Genomic DNA, 16,628 nt, shown 5'->3' with positions numbered 1-16,628 from the left:
AGGATGGGAACGAAGCGATACATGATCGTACGCGGCGAACTCCTCGCCGACCCGGTATTCACGGTTTCCGCCACAGGCGGTCAACTGGTGCAGCTGAGGATCGGCGTGCGCATGCCGAACGGTTTGGCCGAGCCGGTAATCGTGCAGGGCGGCTCCGTGATGCCCACGTACTGTAAGGCGCAACAACTGGAACAAGGCGACCTGATCGTGGCAAGCGGCTGGGCCGACGCCGGCAACACCTCCCATGACATCGCCAACGCCGAAGTTCGGGTGAACGCGGACATGATCGCCGCCTCCACGTCAATGAACTGGAAGGAGCCGGCATGATCGAGCGGAACATGCCGATGACGCTCACACGGCTTGACCGACTGTTGTGCGGAGATCGTGAGGCATCCAGCATTGAATGGTGCGGAACGAACATGCTCATCATCGACTATGCGGATAACTCTGTGGATAACTTTCGCGAGATAGCGTCTGGGACAGGAGGAACAGCGGCGGAGGACATAGGCGCCGGTTCGTCAAACGGTGGCCGTCGAATCTCCGTCACGCCGCTCGCAGTCACAGAACCGTTGCCGAATACGACGGAATCTCAGACCGCATCTCAACCGAATCGTGATGCTGCACCGCTTACCCGTGAGATGGTGCTGGAATCACTAAGGCGTCGTACCAATGAGCGACTACAGCGCAAACAGTCGGAGCAGCGTGCGCGAATAACGGAAAGTATGGTGCGATGAAGCGTTTCCCCGTAATCTGCCTGACGATATTGTCCTCCTGCCTGCTGTTCTGCCTCGGCAATCGCGTGTGCCTGCAAGTGCGCGGCGACATGACGGCCGGCCTGTCCGCCAGCGAGATCATCGACCGGATGTTCGTCGGGATAGCGGAGCGCCCGCTGTTTCTGTCCCTGCACCGAGCCGATCTTATTGCCGGACTGGGCACGGTGATTGCGATAGGCCTGATCTGGCTATACCGATGGTCGATGCGCCGCGACCTGCGAGAGGGCGAGGAGCACGGTTCGGCCAAGTGGGGCACGCCGGCCGATATCCGTCCGTTCCGGCAGGGCGGGCGACGCGACCTGCTGATGACCGCGACGGAAGCGTTGGGCATCGACGGTCGGGTGACACGACGCAACTTGAATGTGTTGGTAATTGGCTCGTCCGGTTCCGGCAAGACCAGACGGTATGTGCTGCCGAACCTGCGGCAGGCGAACATGTCGTATGCGATCACCGATCCCAAAGGCGAGATCCAGAACGCGGTCGGCGAGCTGCTGCGCGACAAAGGCTATGCGATCCACTGTCTGAATCTCATCGACCTTGAATGCTCCGACCGGTTCAATCCGATGCGCTATCTCAACCCGTCCGACCCCGAGGCCGGCATTCTGCGCCTGACGGAAAACATCATCGCGAACACGGCCGGCGACAACAGGCAGCCCGGCAACGGCGACGGGTTCTGGGAACGCGCCGAACGCAACCTGCTGAACGCGCTCATCGCATGGGTGCGGTTCGCCGAGGACGAGCCGGACCTGAACCGGGTCACGGACATGCTCGACCGGATGGAAGCCAGCGAAGCGGACGAGACCATGCAATCCGACGTGGACCTCATGTTCGACGCGGCGCGTGAACTCGTCGCCGAATACCACGCAGACCCCGGCCGACATGACGTCGAATCACGGCAGACGCTGGAGGGTTTGGACTTCGCCGCACGCCAGTACCGCAAATTTCAGCAGGGAGCCGGCGAGACGAAGAAGTCGATCATCATCTCGCTGGGCGTCAGGCTCGCCCCATTGCAAGTCGGCAACGTGCGACGCATCCTGTCGGGAGACGACATGCGACTGGACGAGATCGCATTGCGGCCGACCGCCGTGTTCCTCGCCTTGCCAGACACGGAGAACACGTTCTCGTTCCTCGCGGCGATCCTCTACCAATGCCTGTTCGAGTCCAACGTGTACCAGGCCGACCATGTGGACGGCGGCGATCATCGTCTGCCGGTGCACTGTTTCCTCGACGAGTTCGCGAACGTCGGTCGCATCCCCAACTTCCAGAGGCTCATCGCCACCATTCGCAGCCGCAACATCTCCTGCTCAGTCATCATCCAGAACTACGCGCAAGGCAAGGCCATGTACCGCGACGATTGGGAGACCATCGTCGGCAACTGCGATTCGATGCTGTTCCTCGGCGGCACCGAAACCAGCACGCTCGAATGGGTGTCCAAACGATTGGGCTCCCAGACCATCGACGTCATGGACGACAGCGAAAGCAAGGGCATCAACGGTTCATACACAACGAGCTGGCGGCGCACCAAACGCGAGCTCATGCAACCCGACGAACTCGGCCTGCTGCCCACCGACGAGTGCATCTACATCCTGCGCGGCGTCCGACCGTTCCGCAGCCGCAAGATACCGATGTGATGCGCCCTAAGCGCAGTGCAGGCGGACGCGTCGGTAGTGTTTCTTTGTTTCTTTACATACATAAATACAGAAAAACTACTGGCCGGCACAGCGGTTACCCGCCACGCCGATTTTTGGATTGTCTGGCGGAAGTGTGTATCTTAGTGCTGTTGCCCCTTTAGCTCAACGGTTAGAGCAGCATCCTTTTAAGTTGTGGGTTGTGGGTTCGAATCCCACAGGGGGCACAGTTCAACCCTTGGAAGTCAACGTTTCCAAGGGTTTTTCTGTACCGGCATCCCAGGTTTGACATGGAAATGGTCATGCCGGTGAATCTGGGGTTCCCGACCGGTGTTTTGCTGCGGTCGTGCCGATGCGGGTAGGCTTGCCCTTGGTAATGTCAACGCGAATGGGCGGGGAGAAGCGCATGGAATCGAAGACCAACGAGACGGCGGCGTTCGCCCGTATGCGCGAGAACCAGTATTTCGATCGCAAGAGCGCGCGCATCAAGCCCGAGGACGTGGCACGGCATCTGATTGCATTCGCGAACGCTTCGGGCGGCCAGCTGGTCATCGGTATCGAGGACGACGGCGAGATCACCGGCTTCAAGCGCGCGAACGCGAAACCGGTCGAATCGTTCGAGCAGCTGCCGATCACGCAGTGCGCGCCCACCCCGCAGGTGGCCGCCCGGCGTATCCCGTGCGTGAACTCGTCCGGCGAGGATGATCTGGTCCTCGTATTGGACGTGTCGCCGTCGTCGAACCATGTGGTCGCGAAACGGTCGAACGGCGACGTGTATCTGCGTGAGGACGATCGCAGCGTGCTGTTGGACCGTGAGCAGGTGCTCGCGTTGGAGTACGACAAGGGGCAGCGTTGGTTCGAGGACGAGCCGGAAGACCGGTCGGGCGTCGACGATATCGATCATGACGTGTTCGACCGGTACAAGCAGGCCATCGGCGCGACGGATATCCCCGACGAGCGGGTGCTGCGCAGTCGCGGGTTTCTCGCGGACGGGCATCTGACGAACGCCGGCGTGCTCCTGTTCTCGCAGTATCCGGCCGCGTTCCTGCCGTCGGCGCGCGTGCGCGTCGTCAAGGTCGACGGGACCGAACTGCATACCGGCCGCAGTCTGAACATCGTCAAGGACGTGGAGTTCGACGGTCCGCTGCCCGAGGTCGTGGAGCGGGCCAGCCAGCTGGTCGGCTCGTTGCTGCGCGAGTTCCAGGTGCTCGGCGATGACGGCCGGTTCCGCACGGTGCCGGAGTATCCGCGGTTCGCGTGGTTCGAGGGTTTGGTGAACGCGGTCGCGCACCGTGACTATTCGATCCGCGGCGAGCATACGCGCGTCATGATCTATGACGACCGTCTGGAGATCACCAGTCCGGGAGCGTTGCCGAACCGGGTGACGGTGGAGAACATGCGCACCACCCGGTACGCGCGCAACCCGAAGATCTGCCATGTGCTCACCGCGTTCGAACTGGTGCGCGAGCTCAACGAGGGCGTGCACCGCATGTACGAGGAAATGGCCGAGCTCGGCCTGCCTGACCCCGAGTACAGCGAACCCAACAACTTCATGGTCAAACTCGTCCTGCGCAACAACATCCGGCAACGCGTGCCCTACCTCAACGAACAAAACGACACGGCCCCGTCCATCGTCAACCAGACCGAAGTGCCCGCCACCGGACTGACCGACATCGAACGCGAAGCCTTGGCCATCGTCGCGGTCGAGGGGAAAGTGACCACCAAACGCTTGGCCGAAAAGATCGGTGTAAATCCGCGTACGGCGGCAAGGACATTGAAACAGCTCGCCCAGCAGGGATTGTTGCACTGGCACGGGTCCGGGCTACGTGATCCCAAACAGTACTACAGTCGAGACTGACATACTCCGACATACTCCGACATACTCCGACATGTATATGTCGGAGTATGTCGGAGTACATGTCAGAGTACTGCGGAGTAAATTCGGAGTCTGCATAGATAGCAGTACTCGTACGCCGATTTCAATTCGAGAGGCAACCGCTGGATAAAAGAGCGAGCCGTCGGCATATCGGGGATATGCCGACGGTCTGATGGATTAACTTGCGTTGGCGCGGGGTCGGGGACGACCGCTTGCGTTGGAGCGGAACGTGACGGTTGGTGCCGGGTCGGGACGCGGGGTTGCGTTCGCGCTTGCATATGATCCCGTGCCTGCCGTCAGAGGCTGCCGTCCCGGTTGGGTAGGCGATCTGTTTGCTGGCCGGGAACGTTCCACGAGGGCGCCGGCTGCGGCGTGGGAGGCTGATACTGCGGCTGCTGTGACTGCGTCGGTGCCGTCGCCTGTTGCTGCGTGGACTGCTGTTGTGCGGACTGCCGTTCGCGTTCCTCTTGCTCGCGTTGTTCCCGCTGCCGTTCCTCTTCCGCAGCTTTCGTCTGCTGCACGTCGACCGTCGCGGCGAGGTCGGCGATCTGGCGTGCGGCTGCGATGGCATCGGCCAGGTTTTCCTCGGTGATGGTCTTGTCGCGCCATGTGTCGGCAAGCCGGTCGAGTCGTGCATGTTCGTCGGATTCCGGTGCTGCGCGCAGCTTGTCGGCTCGGCCGATCGCTTCGCCGAGGGTCTTGGACGTCTGACTGGTCGTGTCGTCTAGCGCTGTAGCGTATGAGGTTTCCAGTTGTTTGGTGAATGCTTCCATGCGTTCGATGTCCTGATCGTCCATAGCCTGTTCGAGCTGGCTGGGGTTGATCTGATCGGCGATGGGACTGCGCTTGACGCGTTCGAGCAGCGCCTTCGCGATCGTCATTGCATCCTGCAGGCGTTCCGCTTGTTTGCGATCCTCTTCCGCCTGCACTGGCTGTTGAATGGTCGGCTCGGCATGATTCGTCGCGGTGATGACGCGAACGCCCGCGATTACGCCGCCGACCAGTAGCAGGACGGCCAATCCTGCTACCGCCGGTTTGACGGCGTTTTCCGGGAATCGTGACATGAATCGACCGCCGTCGGCATCGGCATGACCGTCATCGTCTTCGTCATTGTTGCGGTCGTTGCGTTCGGTCGGTCCGAGGTTCAGAGGCATGGCATCGTCTGCATTATGGGTGATGTTGGCCGTGGAGCCTTCGCATCGTCGCGGCGGAGCATCCATGCCGAGGATTTGGGTCTCGCCCGGCTCGTCGTCGGCGATGGCGGGGAGGCTGGACGGGCCGAGGTTGAACGGTTCACCGGTCATGATCTTGTTCCTTTCCGTGACGCGTGGCCGGTTACAGGGCGTCGGTGCCGGGAACGTAGGCGCGTTCCCTGTCGTGGCTGATGATCTTGCTGACCTTGTAGCCGTCGCGGTCGAAGTCCGCGTAGTAGACCTCCCAGATCACGCCGGACTCGGTCTCAACCACGCATGCGGCCGCGTCGTCGTTGATGGCGACCTTCACGTAGCCGTTGCCAAGCGAGCCGGCGTCATCGTGGCGTATGCGTTCGACCGGTATCTGCAGGCCTTCCGCATCCTCGGTGAATAGGTTGCTCAGGTTCCGGTCGCGGTCGTCCCGGTCGGAAACGTACGCCTGTACGGCGAGCGGCGCCATCAGCACGCACGCTTCGTCCGTACGATAGACGTCGATCCTCCGCCCGTTGACCGTCGTATCCGATTTCGGTTCGACCGTCCGGTTTTGATCGTTGCGCACGACGATCGGGACGCCCGTATGCCGTACGGGCATGAACGTGCGCAGGCATGCCGCGCCGAGCAGGATAATGGGAATGAGCGCGACCGTGACAATGATGATCAGATTGCGTTTGGGGTCTCGATTGTTCATGGATGCTCCTTTGCGTGATGTGGTTCGGTCAGTGGATGAAGTCGATGTTCGCCCGGTTGTCCGCAAGCTGCTGCGCGGTGAGCGTGCGCAGGGTGACGCGGGCTGCTGCGGCGCCGCTTTCGGAGATGATGATGTCGCCGTCTTCGTTGACTTCCTCGACGATGGCGACGTGCCCGTAGTAATCGTCCGCGCCGAGTGTGTCAGCTTGGAAGACCATGACGTCTCCGGGGCGGGGAGCCTTGTCGATCGGATAGCCGAATCGTTCGGCACTGGCGCGCCACATGCGCCCGTCGCCCATCCACGGGTCGACGGGCGTGCCGATCTGCTCGCGTCGGGACGCGGCCCACCATGTGCACTGCCAGCGCTCGTACGAGGTGATTTCGGGCAGGTCCATCGCGTCCACGTTCACGACCGTATCGTTGCCGTTCATGACCAATGGCGGTTCCAGCGAGCCGATCACGCTGCCGGTGACGAAACAGTCGCCGCCGGTGCAGCCCTGTTGCGTGGCGTTGAAGCCGGGCAGCCATGACAGGAGCGCCATGAGCGTCGCGAGCACCATGATCGCGGCCGTCGCCAATAGGAACACCGGCATGCCGACTGTGCCCGTCACGGCTGAAACGACGGATGCCATGATTCTGCGCGAGCCTTCGACGGCCGCCCGCATGAGGTTGGACAAGCCGTCCGCCGCCTTCGCCACCCCCTTGGCGGTATTTCTGGTGCCACGCGTCGCGGAGCCCGTGGAGCCGGGCGTGAATCTGGACAATGGCGACGCGAAACGTATGCCTCCGGCCGTTCCGTTCGCCGTGTTCCCTGCACGGCGTATCCCGCCTGTTCCGGATTGCGCGAGCCGGCGTGCGACGCCGCGGGTGCTGCCGTCCGACTTGCTCAACGTGGCAACGGGATTCGGAGCCGTGCCGGATGACGACGTGACGGGCGTATGACGAGCTGGACCGTTCACGGTCTGTCCGCCGTTTGCCGGTTCCGCGAAGACGTCCACGGTCGGCTTGGCATCGGCGATATCGTCCAATGGTTCCTCCACGGTCATCGGCCGCCGGTTGCGTCGCCCGCCGCGCCTGCCGGTGTTTGGCACCAGTTGGCCGGCGGAACGCAGCCCTTGCCCGACGTCAAGGATCGCGTCAGCCGGGTCGATACCGTTTTCCTCATGTTCGTCCGTTGTCCCCGTCGCGGTTTGCATGGTGCTGCGGCCGAGCGCGGCGGCGTCGCCGGCGAACCTGACCGTGGTCGAGCGCAGTCGGCCCGTCAGTCCTTCGCCTTCGCGGATACGGCCGGTGTATGAGGTGAGCTTGTCGGCGGTGCCGGTCCGCCGTGGATCCATGAGCTCGACCATCAGGTCTCCCCGAATTTCGTGGTGAATAGCCGGTAGAGCGTGGAATCGGTCGGGATGCGCCCGTCGAACGGGATGAACGCCTCGCCGGCCTTGAGCAGGCCCTCGCCGGGACGCGCACCGCCCAACCGTTCCTTCAGTTCGGGAGACAAGTGCCACATGTCGGCCAGTCGCGCCGCGTCGGTGGGCGTCTGGTTCATGAGCAGCAGGAACGCGGAGTTGGCAAGCATGAACCGCGCCTCCTTGCTGGCGAGCAGTTCCTCGATGTTCTGCGTGATGCCGGTCATGCCGAGCCCCCATTTGCGGGCGCGTTTGAACATGTCCAGGAACTGTTCGGACGCGTACCTGTTGGAGAACATGCGGTGAAACTCGTCCACGTAGATCCAGGTGCGCCGGTTCGTCTTCCGGTTGCGGGCGACCCGGTTCCACAGATGGTCGAGCACGACCATCATCCCGAACGTCTTCAATTCGCCCTCCAGCGCGGCCACGTCGAACACGGTGAACCGGTTGGACATGTCCACGGTGGTCTGCCCGGCGAAACCCGACAGACTGCCGAGCGTATACGATTCGAGGCTCAACGCCAGCCCCCGCGCCTCCGGCTCGTTGCTGGCGGCGAGCCGGGCGTGCAGATCGGCCAGCGTGGGCTGCGGCAGGGCGGGATTGTTGCGGTATTCGCGGTACAGTCCCAGCGTGCACCGGTCCACGATGGAGCGTTCCGCGGCGTCCAAGCCGTCGGAGCCGCCGATGAGCGCGCCGATCATGGAGATGACCGCGTTCGCCTTCGTGCGGATCGGGTCACCGTCCAGCGTGGCGTCGAGCGTGATGTCCATCGGGTTGATGCGATCGGCTGAACCGGCGCTGACGATCACCCTCGCGCCGTGCAGCGCGTCGCACAGGGGCGCGTATTCGTGTTCGGGGTCGACGATAATCAGATCGTCGTCGGGGCAGGATAGGAACAAGGCGGTCATTTCGGCCTTCGCGGCCTGCGATTTGCCGCTTCCGGTGGTGCCGAGCATGAACCCATTCGCGTTGATCGTGGTGCGGGTGCGGTCGACCATGAGCGCATTGCCGCTGCGCGCGTTGACCCCGTAGAACACGCCGTGCTCGTCCATGATCTCCTGATTCGTGAACGGCATCATGATCGCGGCGCCGCTCGTGGTCAGCGTGCGTCGCATCGGCAGCGGGTTCACGCCCAACGGCAGGCTTGCGTTCAACCCGTCGAGCTGCATGCAGGCGAGGGTTTCGGCCGTGCAGGAGAGCTTGCGGCAGGCGGCGAGCACGTCCTTGACCTGCTGGTCGAGCAGCGGGCGTGTGGGGGCCGTGACCGTGACCGTCGCCAGCGCCTCCACGAGCCGTTCGTTCGACCGGCGCATCTCGTCGCGAAGATTATGCGCCTCCTCCAATGAGTCGCGCAGGTCGGCGGGCAGTTCGTCGGCGGGAATGTGCCGGCGCATGTTCCTGCGACGCTCCTCCAGGCGTTGCATGTCCATTTCGGCGATCTTGCGGTCCACCAGTTCCGCGCCGACGCTGCGATCGTACGGCGCAAGATGAATCGACACCGTGCCCTCGGTCTTCAAACCGGTCAATTCGGCGATCAGCCGGTCGGACATGATCGGCGGAAAGTCGCGTATCCACAACGTCGAACGCAGCGTATCGCCCGCGGCGTTCGACAGTCGCAATACGCGCGCGTCCGTCGCGTCCACGCACCACGGTGCGACGAAGTCCTTCGACGTGGCGCGGCCGGATTCGACCAGCTTGTCGTCGTAGCGGAACGGTTCGCCCGGACGCAGCAGCAGGGCCAGCAGGCGCAGTCGTTCGCCTCGGTTGAGCGGCGTGATCTTGCAGCCGTCCAACGTGGAAAGCTGGCTTTCGGACGTTTTGACAAGCCGGTTCAGCGTGGCCTGCGCGCGTTCCGGGTCCTCTTCCGTGATCGTGATCGTCAGGTATTTGTCGGTGACCGCGTTGCGGGAGCGTTCGCCGAGCTTGGCGAGCATGATCCGGTTCGATTCCGCGCGCAGCGCATCGAACTGGCCACCGTCCAACCGCATGCCGACCATCGACATCACGTCATGGGCGTCGAGCGTGCGCGTCACGCAGGTGACCTGCAGCCGGGTGGAGCCGTCGAACGTGTTCAGGAACTCCGCCCACGCGTTGATGAGCTGCGCCTGCCGTTCGCGCGTGGCCGTCTCATAGTTGATGTCGGACATGCGCACGGTCACGCTCCACCGGTTGTCGCCCAGATACGCGATCCCGTTGGAGAGCATCGCCTCGTAGCCGATCAGCTCCTTCGCCGTGCGATACCCTCGCTCCCGCCGCCGGCGCATCCTGCGCCCTTGCCTGCCTGCCGGTTTGCGTCGTGCCATGATCATCCGTCCTTCCGTTCGCTGATGGCCTTCCTGCCCCGTTTCCGTTCTCGTCGACGAGACCGGGCGGGCCCGTCGATGAAATACCGTTGCTGCCCGAACCGGCATGCGATCACGTATCCGAACCAGACCTCCGGTTTCAGCCCCTTCGGCCGCAGCCAGCCCCATGCGGCCAACGGCAGGTTCACGAGGAACACCACGTACTGGCCGACGTCGGGGAGCCCGAACAGGCGCCAGAACACGAGCCACACGACCGCCGACAGGCAGCCCATCATCGCGGCCGCGGCGAGCTGCCGCCAGCTCATGCCCCACATGACCCGCGCCTCGGTGGCCGTGATCTCCTTGTAGATCCTGATCTCCAACGCCATCGCCGCCGCCTTCCCTGATCTCGCGTCTATTCGCCGAACACGGCCTTGGCGGTGGCCGAGGACACCATGACCAGACAGCCGAGCATGATCGCCCCCAACAGCAGCGTGCCGAAGTTCGCGATGATGTACTGCCACAGGTCGCCGCCGTCCACATACCCGTCGAGCCGCAGCGCCTCGCCGACGAACGTGCGGTACAGGATCACGCCGACCGTCAGGGTGATCGCCTGGAACGAGACCTGTCCGTAGCGTTTCAGATAGCCGACGCCCATCATGCGCGTATGCTCCGAGGCCATGAACACGATCGGCAGCGACGCGAAACAGGTCAGCATGTAGATCTGCATGAACCGCATGTACACGACCGCCAGCAGCACCACGCCGGCGATCTGCGAGACGATGAACGGGATCAATACCAACACCATGAGCCCGCTCTGACCGATCAGACCCGCATCCTCGATCGCGGATCGCATCTGATCGCCCAACAGTTGCGTCTCGCTGCCCGGCGCGGCCGCGAGCACGCCCGACGCGGCGGACACGATCTGCGAGACGACCGCGTCGATGCCCTGCAGGATCAGCGCCGCATTGGACGCAAACAGGAGCACGAGCGCGCATTTGAGCAGCACGCCGCCGATGATCTTCACGCCCAGTTCGCGGTCGCCGTCCGCGCGGGTCGACGCGCGGGCCAGTTCCAGCGTGAACACGATGCTGGCGATGGTGGCGGACACCGGTTTGACCGCGCTCGTATGCACCGATCCCGCCATGTTGTACAGGCCCGCGTTGAACTCGGCCGGCCCCAATGCGAGCCGGTCGAGTATGCTGCCGTCGATGCCGCCGCCGATCGCGTTGAGCATGTTCACGCACGGTTCCACCAAGTCCGCCATGACCGGTTCACCTTCTTCGTTTGACTGTCCGATACGAATCGAACGCCCGCTTGCCGACGGGCGTTCAGAAGCTGAGGTTGGCGAACAGTGCGGCTGCGGCGATGATGACCGCGCCTCCGACCAGCTGCCATATGCCGGATTGGGTTTGCGGGCCGGAATGGTCCTTCAACCCTCCGGCCAGGGTGATCGCACCCCATACGCTCCAGATGCCGCCGCCCAGCAGCGCGGCCTTCTGCAGCAGTTCGAGAATCGTGGTGATCGTGTCCATGACGGCTCCTTTGCGGTGATGGGACTCAACGGTGAGTGGACGGCCGCCCGGTGTTGTCGAAAGCCGGACGGCCTTGGCGATGGGATGCCGCCGGTCTGACGGTCGGCGGCATCCCCGTAGGAACCGTTGCGGCCATGCGAATAATGCGCGGCCGCAACGGAAGTCAGAAGTCGGAAACCGGGTTCCGGCGATGCGAGTGGGCGATGCGGAGCATGGCGAAACCGGTCAGCAGGACGAGCATGCCGATCGCGATGATGCCGGTCAGATCGACGCCGGTGTGTGGCAGCATGCGTTTCATGTAGGCGCTCCAGTCATCCGGTTCGCTCGTGATCGGCGTGTCCGTGCACACCGTGCCGGGTTCGACCGGCTGCGCGGGCTTGTCGTCGAACGGGTCGTCGTCCTTCGGCACGCATTCGATGACCGGCGCGGCCTGTACGGTCGCGCGATCGGTGTGCAGGTCGGTGACGCCGGTCAACGTGCCGGTCACGTCCACGGATTCGCCCGGCTGCAATACGAGCGCCGCCCAACCATCCGGGTATCTCAGATCGGTGACCGTGCCGTCGCCGGCGATCGTTTCGTCGGACAGTTCAAGACCGGTCAGGGGCACGTCGCCGGTGTTCGTGATGCGGAACACGATCGTCGTGCCGTCTCCCGTGATCTCCAACGCGTCCTTCGTGTCGTCGCGGTCGCCCTCCTCCAATCCGGATGCCTCGTCGAACTTCTCCACGCCCACGGACGGGGAGCGTTCGGGCGTGCGCGTGGTCACCGTGTTCGACGGGCGTTCCACGCCGTTCAGCGTCTCCGTGAACGTGTTGGAGAACTCACCGGCCTTCACCCGCCGGAACTGCACGTACGCGCGCCATGCCTGCGCATGCGCGCCGTCGGCCGACACCAAGTCGAGATAGCGCTGCGTGGCCGCGACCGTGAACGTGCCGTCGCGCATGTCCAACGAGAACAGGTCGCCGCCGAATCGCGCGGAGTCGAAGCCGCTGCCCGCGATGCGCGAGCCCTTCGCCGCGATCACACTGCCGGCCGCGTCATGCAGGTCCTCGGCCGCGTACACAGCCCACTGGCCGGCGTATTCGTCGCCCGACTCGTCGTAATCGTCGTCGATGTGCCACTGCGTCACCTGCGGGTAGGCGCGGTTCGCGGGCAGCAGGGAGGAGTCCAACCGGTAGAGGAACAGCTGGTCCTTGTAGATGCTCATGCCGTCCGCGCTGTCCGCGCCGACGTCGACCGTCACGTCCTTGAACGGGTCGAGCCGAGCGAGCACGTTCGTGACCGTGTTCGACACCGCGCGGCGCTTGTTCGTGACCTGCACGGCCGTGTTCTCGACCGAACCGCCGTCCGCCGCCGCGATGACCGTCATCGGCAGCACCAGCTGGTACGTCTTGCCGAGCAGCGACTGGTCGATGCCCGCGTCACGTTCCGCGGACAGTTCACGCCGCGCGTATTCCGTCAGATCGGCGGGCTGCGGGTCGCCCGGCAGCACCGTCCCGTCGGCAAGCGTGGTGTCCACGGTCTTGAAGAACGCGTAGACGACGCCATCGGCGACCTGCACGTTCACCCGGTCGGTCACGTCCGCGCCCTGCTCGTCAAGCACGTGGATGCCGGCCTCGTCCACGTCCAGCACGGTTTCGTCGTAGTCGTCGATCACGCCCAGCCGGCGCACCGGATACGCCGGGTCGGCCAAACCTGCCGCGTCGATCGTGATCCGGTAGTACAGGCGGTCGCCGACCAGTACGGTCTTGCCGTCGATGTCCACCGACGCGTCCGCCTGCGTGTCCTGCTTGACCGGCTGCGGGTCGACCGGCCGGTTCGTAACCTCGTTCGACTCCAATCCGGAATTGTTCAACGTGATCCAGCCGCGGTTCGCGATCACCGTGTCCGTGGCCGCATCCTCGGACACGGTCGCGTCGAACTCCAGCCGATACCAGTGGGCCCTGTACGGTTCCCAATGCTCGTCCAGCCAGTCGCGCCGGAACGAGACCGACAGTTTGTGCCCGGCGTCGTCCCACTCCACGTCGTACGCTTCGGCCGGCACCGTCACACCATCACGCGCATCGATGACCGTCAGACTCTCCTTGACCGGCGTCGTGCGCACGTCGTACTCGTCCACGAACTCCAGCGTGTGCAACGTGTAGTCGGATGCGGCCCCCACCTGCAATTCCAGCTCATAGGTGACCGTCTGGCCGGGCAGTACGCTGCGGCCGTCGATGCTCGACCCGTCGCCGCCTTCCGTTTCGCTCGCGGTCACGTCCTTGTCGAACTCCGGGCGCACGATGCACAGGCGAGGCTCGTTCGTCTCCCAATACTCGTGATCGGCCCAGAACACGCCGCCGCGGTTGACCAGCTCGTGTTTGCCGTCGCTGCACGTATTGTCGAGCGACCCGCTGCGCGTGCGCATCGCATCGATGTCCCGCTGCAGATCCTCGCGCACGTCGAACCTCACATCGAACGGCACCAGCATCGAGAACTGCAACGACTTGCGACGTTCCCTCAGGTCCAGCGACGCCAGATACTCGGCCGTCGCCTTCGCCGTGACCGTCATGCCTTCCGAGACGATGTCGAAACGGTCGGTCACGTCCTCGCCGGTCACGTTGATGCCGTCCAGCGAGGGAGCGTCGTATTCGTCCATTTCGGCCACGTACACGCGCACCTCGGACACGTCCCGCACGTCGAGATACCGGTCCACCAGCGTCCAATCGTCCACCAGCTCCAACCGGGTGGGCTCATCCCACCACGGCACCGTGAAATTCACCGCCGCCGCGACCACGTCGCCGTCAAGGAACGACATGCCGTCCGCGCCGACGTGATTATCCCTCTCGGGATCGGAAACCATCCGCCAGACGCCGTCGTCGTCCATGCGCACCCACGCCTTGTTCGGCAGATACCAGCCCAGCGACGCCGTATCCGCCGTATTGCCACGCCCGCCGACTACGCCGCCGCTCCCGGTGCCGGCTGCGCCGTCCGGCGACCCCAACGCCAGCATCGGCGACACCAGCAGGCACACCGCCGCGGCGATGGCCGCCGCGATACTGCATTTCCTTCCCAACACGCCCATAACGAAACACTCCCTTTCACGAGGAGCCAGACCCCGGCCGACGGCCGCCGCCGCGAGGAAAAGGGAGAGAGAAACCCGCGACGGCGAACGACGAACCGCAAAGCCCGTGCGGATCATTTGACCGGAGCCCACCATTGGCGCCCCACCGCACGCCAGACAGTATCCGTTCCCATGCTCGCCGCCCGTGGTCCCGAACGGATATTGGAGTGCCGTATGCCTTGAGAAAAACACGAAAGCCCCCGTCGCACGATTCCGTGGGGTTGCGCAACGGGGGCGGACGTAGAGCGTTTATTTGAGCAGGCGTCCCTTGCGATGAGTCATGATGGCGATGATCGCGCCGCCGGCGGCGAGCAGGCCGCCGATGACGAGGAACAGGACGATGCCGCCGCTGCCGGTCAGTGGCAGGTTCGTGATCGTGGTGACGTTGCGCACGAACAGCAGGCCGTTCTTCTCGATCTGCACGAGCGAATCGGCCAGTGAGGGCACGCGCTCGAACACGACCAGCGCCGTTTTGCCGGGATCTGCGGTGATCGTGACCTTGAACCGCACGTCGAGGTCACGGTAGCCGTCCGGCACTCCGGTTTCGCGCACCCAGTACGTGCCGGCGGCCAGACCGTCGAACCTCACGAGGCCGTTGCGGTCGGACGTGGCGGTCACGTCCTCGTCGGGACGGTCGGCGCGACGGTATTTGGCGTCGTCCGCGAACGTGTCCGCCGTATAGAGCGTGAACGTCGCGCCGGCAAGCGGCGTCTTGCCATCCTCGCCGATCTTGCCGAACTGGAAGCCGTGCGTGTACACGGTGGTGTCCGGAGGCGTGAGCTCGCCGGTCTGATTGGTTTTCGGATCGTTCGAGTACGTGAGCGCGACCGTGTTCGTGTTGCCGTCGCCGTCGATCGTCGCATGCTCGGTGAGCGTGGCCGAATAGTCGACGCGCAGCAAACCGCCCGCCATGCCGTCACGGCCATTCGCGTAAACCCATGCACTCAGATCGAGATCGATCGTGGTTGCCGTGCCGCCGTCGGACTCACTTGCCTGCAACGTGTAATCGTCACCGTCGAGTGGACGCCATGCCTGTCCGTCCTCGCTGGCCGTGACGGACAGATCATCGTTGAACCGCTGGCCTTTCGACAGGACGTCCGCCAGGCGGAACACGTACGGGTTGGCCGCATCATTCGCGTATTTCGCGGTATCGGGGATGAGGGTTTCAATACGATAGTCCACGATGTCGCCCACATTGCGGTCGTCCGTCAGCGTCGCATCATCGCCGTCGATGATGCTCTTGCCGATCGTGACGCGCTGGTTCTTGATCTCGGCCGTGCCGTCGGCGTTGCCGATCGGTGGTTTCGCGGCGGTGATCGCCGTACCGACCAGTATCGGCGCCGAACGCGTGGTACCGGTCAACGCCGTGTTCGTATCCTCCAATAGGTACAGGCCGGGCTGCAATCCGGCGAACACGACCGAGGAAATCGTGCCGTCGTCGGCCGGCGTCGTCGTGCCGGACATGACCGGCGCATCCGTGACGGAAACGGTGGCCGCCATGCGATCGGCGAACAGCCGCCAAACCGGGGAATCCTTCACATCGCCCTGCCGTGCCAGCCACACGATCGGATCCTCGCCACCGGAACCCGTGTCCGCCGCCCCGTCGTCGCCCCGTGTAGTCTCGCCAACCGTTCCGCCGTCGACAGCGCCCGCATCGGCCGGGTACTCGCTGTCGCCGACCTTCGGCAGCGAGGCGATCACATCGCCGCGCACCGCGTCCTCGGTGCGCACGGTCACCGCGGAACCCTGGACCGTGAACCCGGCGAGCTTGACCACCTTGAAGTCCGCGCCATTCAACGACGAACCCGGACCGGCATTCAGCGTGATCGAATCACCCAATACGGGCGTCGTCTCACCGGCCTCATCGGCATGAGCGATGCCGCCGGCCGACACTGTGGCCAGCAACAGCACGGCCGTCATCGTCGCGCGCAGCAGCCGGCCGATCCTGTGGAAAGAGAACATGATCGAAGTCCTTCACTATCCGCATCCCCTGAACCAAGGCACGAACCGCGCCGACGGGGAAGAGAAAGGAAGAGAACCCGACGGCGCGGCCATACCATGAGAGGGAAGGTGCGGAACGTTTACCCGAACCACCCTTGGCCCGACCGCACGCCCCTCATCCTGCCGCCGCCCGCCACGGCATCG

General features: G+C 64.1%; 13 protein-coding genes and 1 tRNA gene. 5 read left to right on the top strand and 9 right to left on the bottom strand.

The features are described from left to right. The first annotated feature begins 3 nt into the window (after positions 1-3). From JS528_RS08040 to JS528_RS08020, 5 genes are all read left to right on the top strand, one after another. Positions 4-327, top strand: a complete 324-nt coding sequence (locus JS528_RS08040) for a hypothetical protein (RefSeq protein ID WP_214358555.1) — start codon at positions 4-6, stop codon at positions 325-327. Further along, positions 324-734, top strand: a complete 411-nt coding sequence (locus tag JS528_RS08035) for a hypothetical protein (RefSeq protein WP_214358554.1) — start codon at positions 324-326, stop codon at positions 732-734. The genes JS528_RS08040 and JS528_RS08035 overlap by 4 nt, the downstream gene beginning before the upstream one ends. Next, positions 731-2,404, top strand: a complete 1,674-nt coding sequence (locus JS528_RS08030) for a VirD4-like conjugal transfer protein, CD1115 family (protein ID WP_214358553.1) — start codon at positions 731-733, stop codon at positions 2,402-2,404. Before JS528_RS08035 ends, JS528_RS08030 begins: the two co-directional genes overlap by 4 nt. A 151-nt stretch (positions 2,405-2,555) precedes the next feature. Continuing rightward, positions 2,556-2,628 (top strand) — tRNA-Lys (locus JS528_RS08025). 179 nt (positions 2,629-2,807) lie between these two features. Further along, a complete protein-coding gene (locus tag JS528_RS08020) occupies positions 2,808-4,259 on the top strand; it encodes an ATP-binding protein (RefSeq protein WP_240541025.1) in 1,452 nt (483 codons plus the stop codon). Between the two features lie 314 nt (positions 4,260-4,573). On the opposite strand, the gene JS528_RS08015 is transcribed toward JS528_RS08020, so the two are convergent. From JS528_RS08015 to JS528_RS07975, 9 genes are all read right to left on the bottom strand, one after another. Then, complete coding sequence (locus JS528_RS08015) at positions 4,574-5,581, bottom strand: hypothetical protein (protein WP_214358551.1); 1,008 nt, start codon at positions 5,579-5,581, stop codon at positions 4,574-4,576. Between the two features lie 31 nt (positions 5,582-5,612). After that, positions 5,613-6,158: a hypothetical protein gene (locus JS528_RS08010; protein ID WP_150379087.1), complete on the bottom strand. Its 546-nt coding sequence runs from the start codon at positions 6,156-6,158 to the stop codon at positions 5,613-5,615. Between the two features lie 28 nt (positions 6,159-6,186). Beyond that, the gene (locus JS528_RS08005; RefSeq protein ID WP_150379088.1) at positions 6,187-7,506 is read right to left on the bottom strand and encodes a CHAP domain-containing protein; all 1,320 of its coding nucleotides are present in this window, start codon (positions 7,504-7,506) and stop codon (positions 6,187-6,189) included. Continuing rightward, positions 7,506-9,866 carry a VirB4-like conjugal transfer ATPase, CD1110 family gene (locus JS528_RS08000; protein ID WP_214358550.1) on the bottom strand — a complete coding sequence of 787 codons (2,361 nt, stop codon included), beginning with the start codon at positions 9,864-9,866 and terminating at the stop codon, positions 7,506-7,508. The genes JS528_RS08005 and JS528_RS08000 overlap by 1 nt, the downstream gene beginning before the upstream one ends. 2 nt (positions 9,867-9,868) lie before the next feature. Next, complete coding sequence (locus tag JS528_RS07995) at positions 9,869-10,234, bottom strand: PrgI family protein (protein ID WP_140463215.1); 366 nt, start codon at positions 10,232-10,234, stop codon at positions 9,869-9,871. A gap of 26 nt (positions 10,235-10,260) precedes the next feature. Beyond that, positions 10,261-11,112 (bottom strand): VirB6/TrbL-like conjugal transfer protein, CD1112 family, encoded by an 852-nt coding sequence (locus JS528_RS07990; protein ID WP_190972449.1) that lies wholly within the window; start codon positions 11,110-11,112, stop codon positions 10,261-10,263. A 64-nt stretch (positions 11,113-11,176) separates the two neighbouring features. Then, positions 11,177-11,380: a hypothetical protein gene (locus tag JS528_RS07985; protein WP_033494380.1), complete on the bottom strand. Its 204-nt coding sequence runs from the start codon at positions 11,378-11,380 to the stop codon at positions 11,177-11,179. A 163-nt stretch (positions 11,381-11,543) separates the two neighbouring features. Continuing rightward, positions 11,544-14,444, bottom strand: coding sequence for an LPXTG cell wall anchor domain-containing protein (locus JS528_RS07980; protein WP_190972450.1), 2,901 nt, complete (start codon positions 14,442-14,444; stop codon positions 11,544-11,546). A 288-nt stretch (positions 14,445-14,732) separates the two neighbouring features. Further along, positions 14,733-16,445, bottom strand: coding sequence for a SpaH/EbpB family LPXTG-anchored major pilin (locus JS528_RS07975; protein ID WP_214358549.1), 1,713 nt, complete (start codon positions 16,443-16,445; stop codon positions 14,733-14,735). Positions 16,446-16,628 lie beyond the last annotated feature (183 nt).

Origin of the sequence: Bifidobacterium santillanense (genome assembly GCF_018555385.1) — a bacterium.
GTDB classification, from domain to species: Bacteria; Actinomycetota; Actinomycetes; order Actinomycetales; family Bifidobacteriaceae; genus Bifidobacterium; species Bifidobacterium santillanense.
Note: the sequence above shows the minus strand (reverse complement) of the source record. Positions and strands in the feature narration are given on the sequence as shown.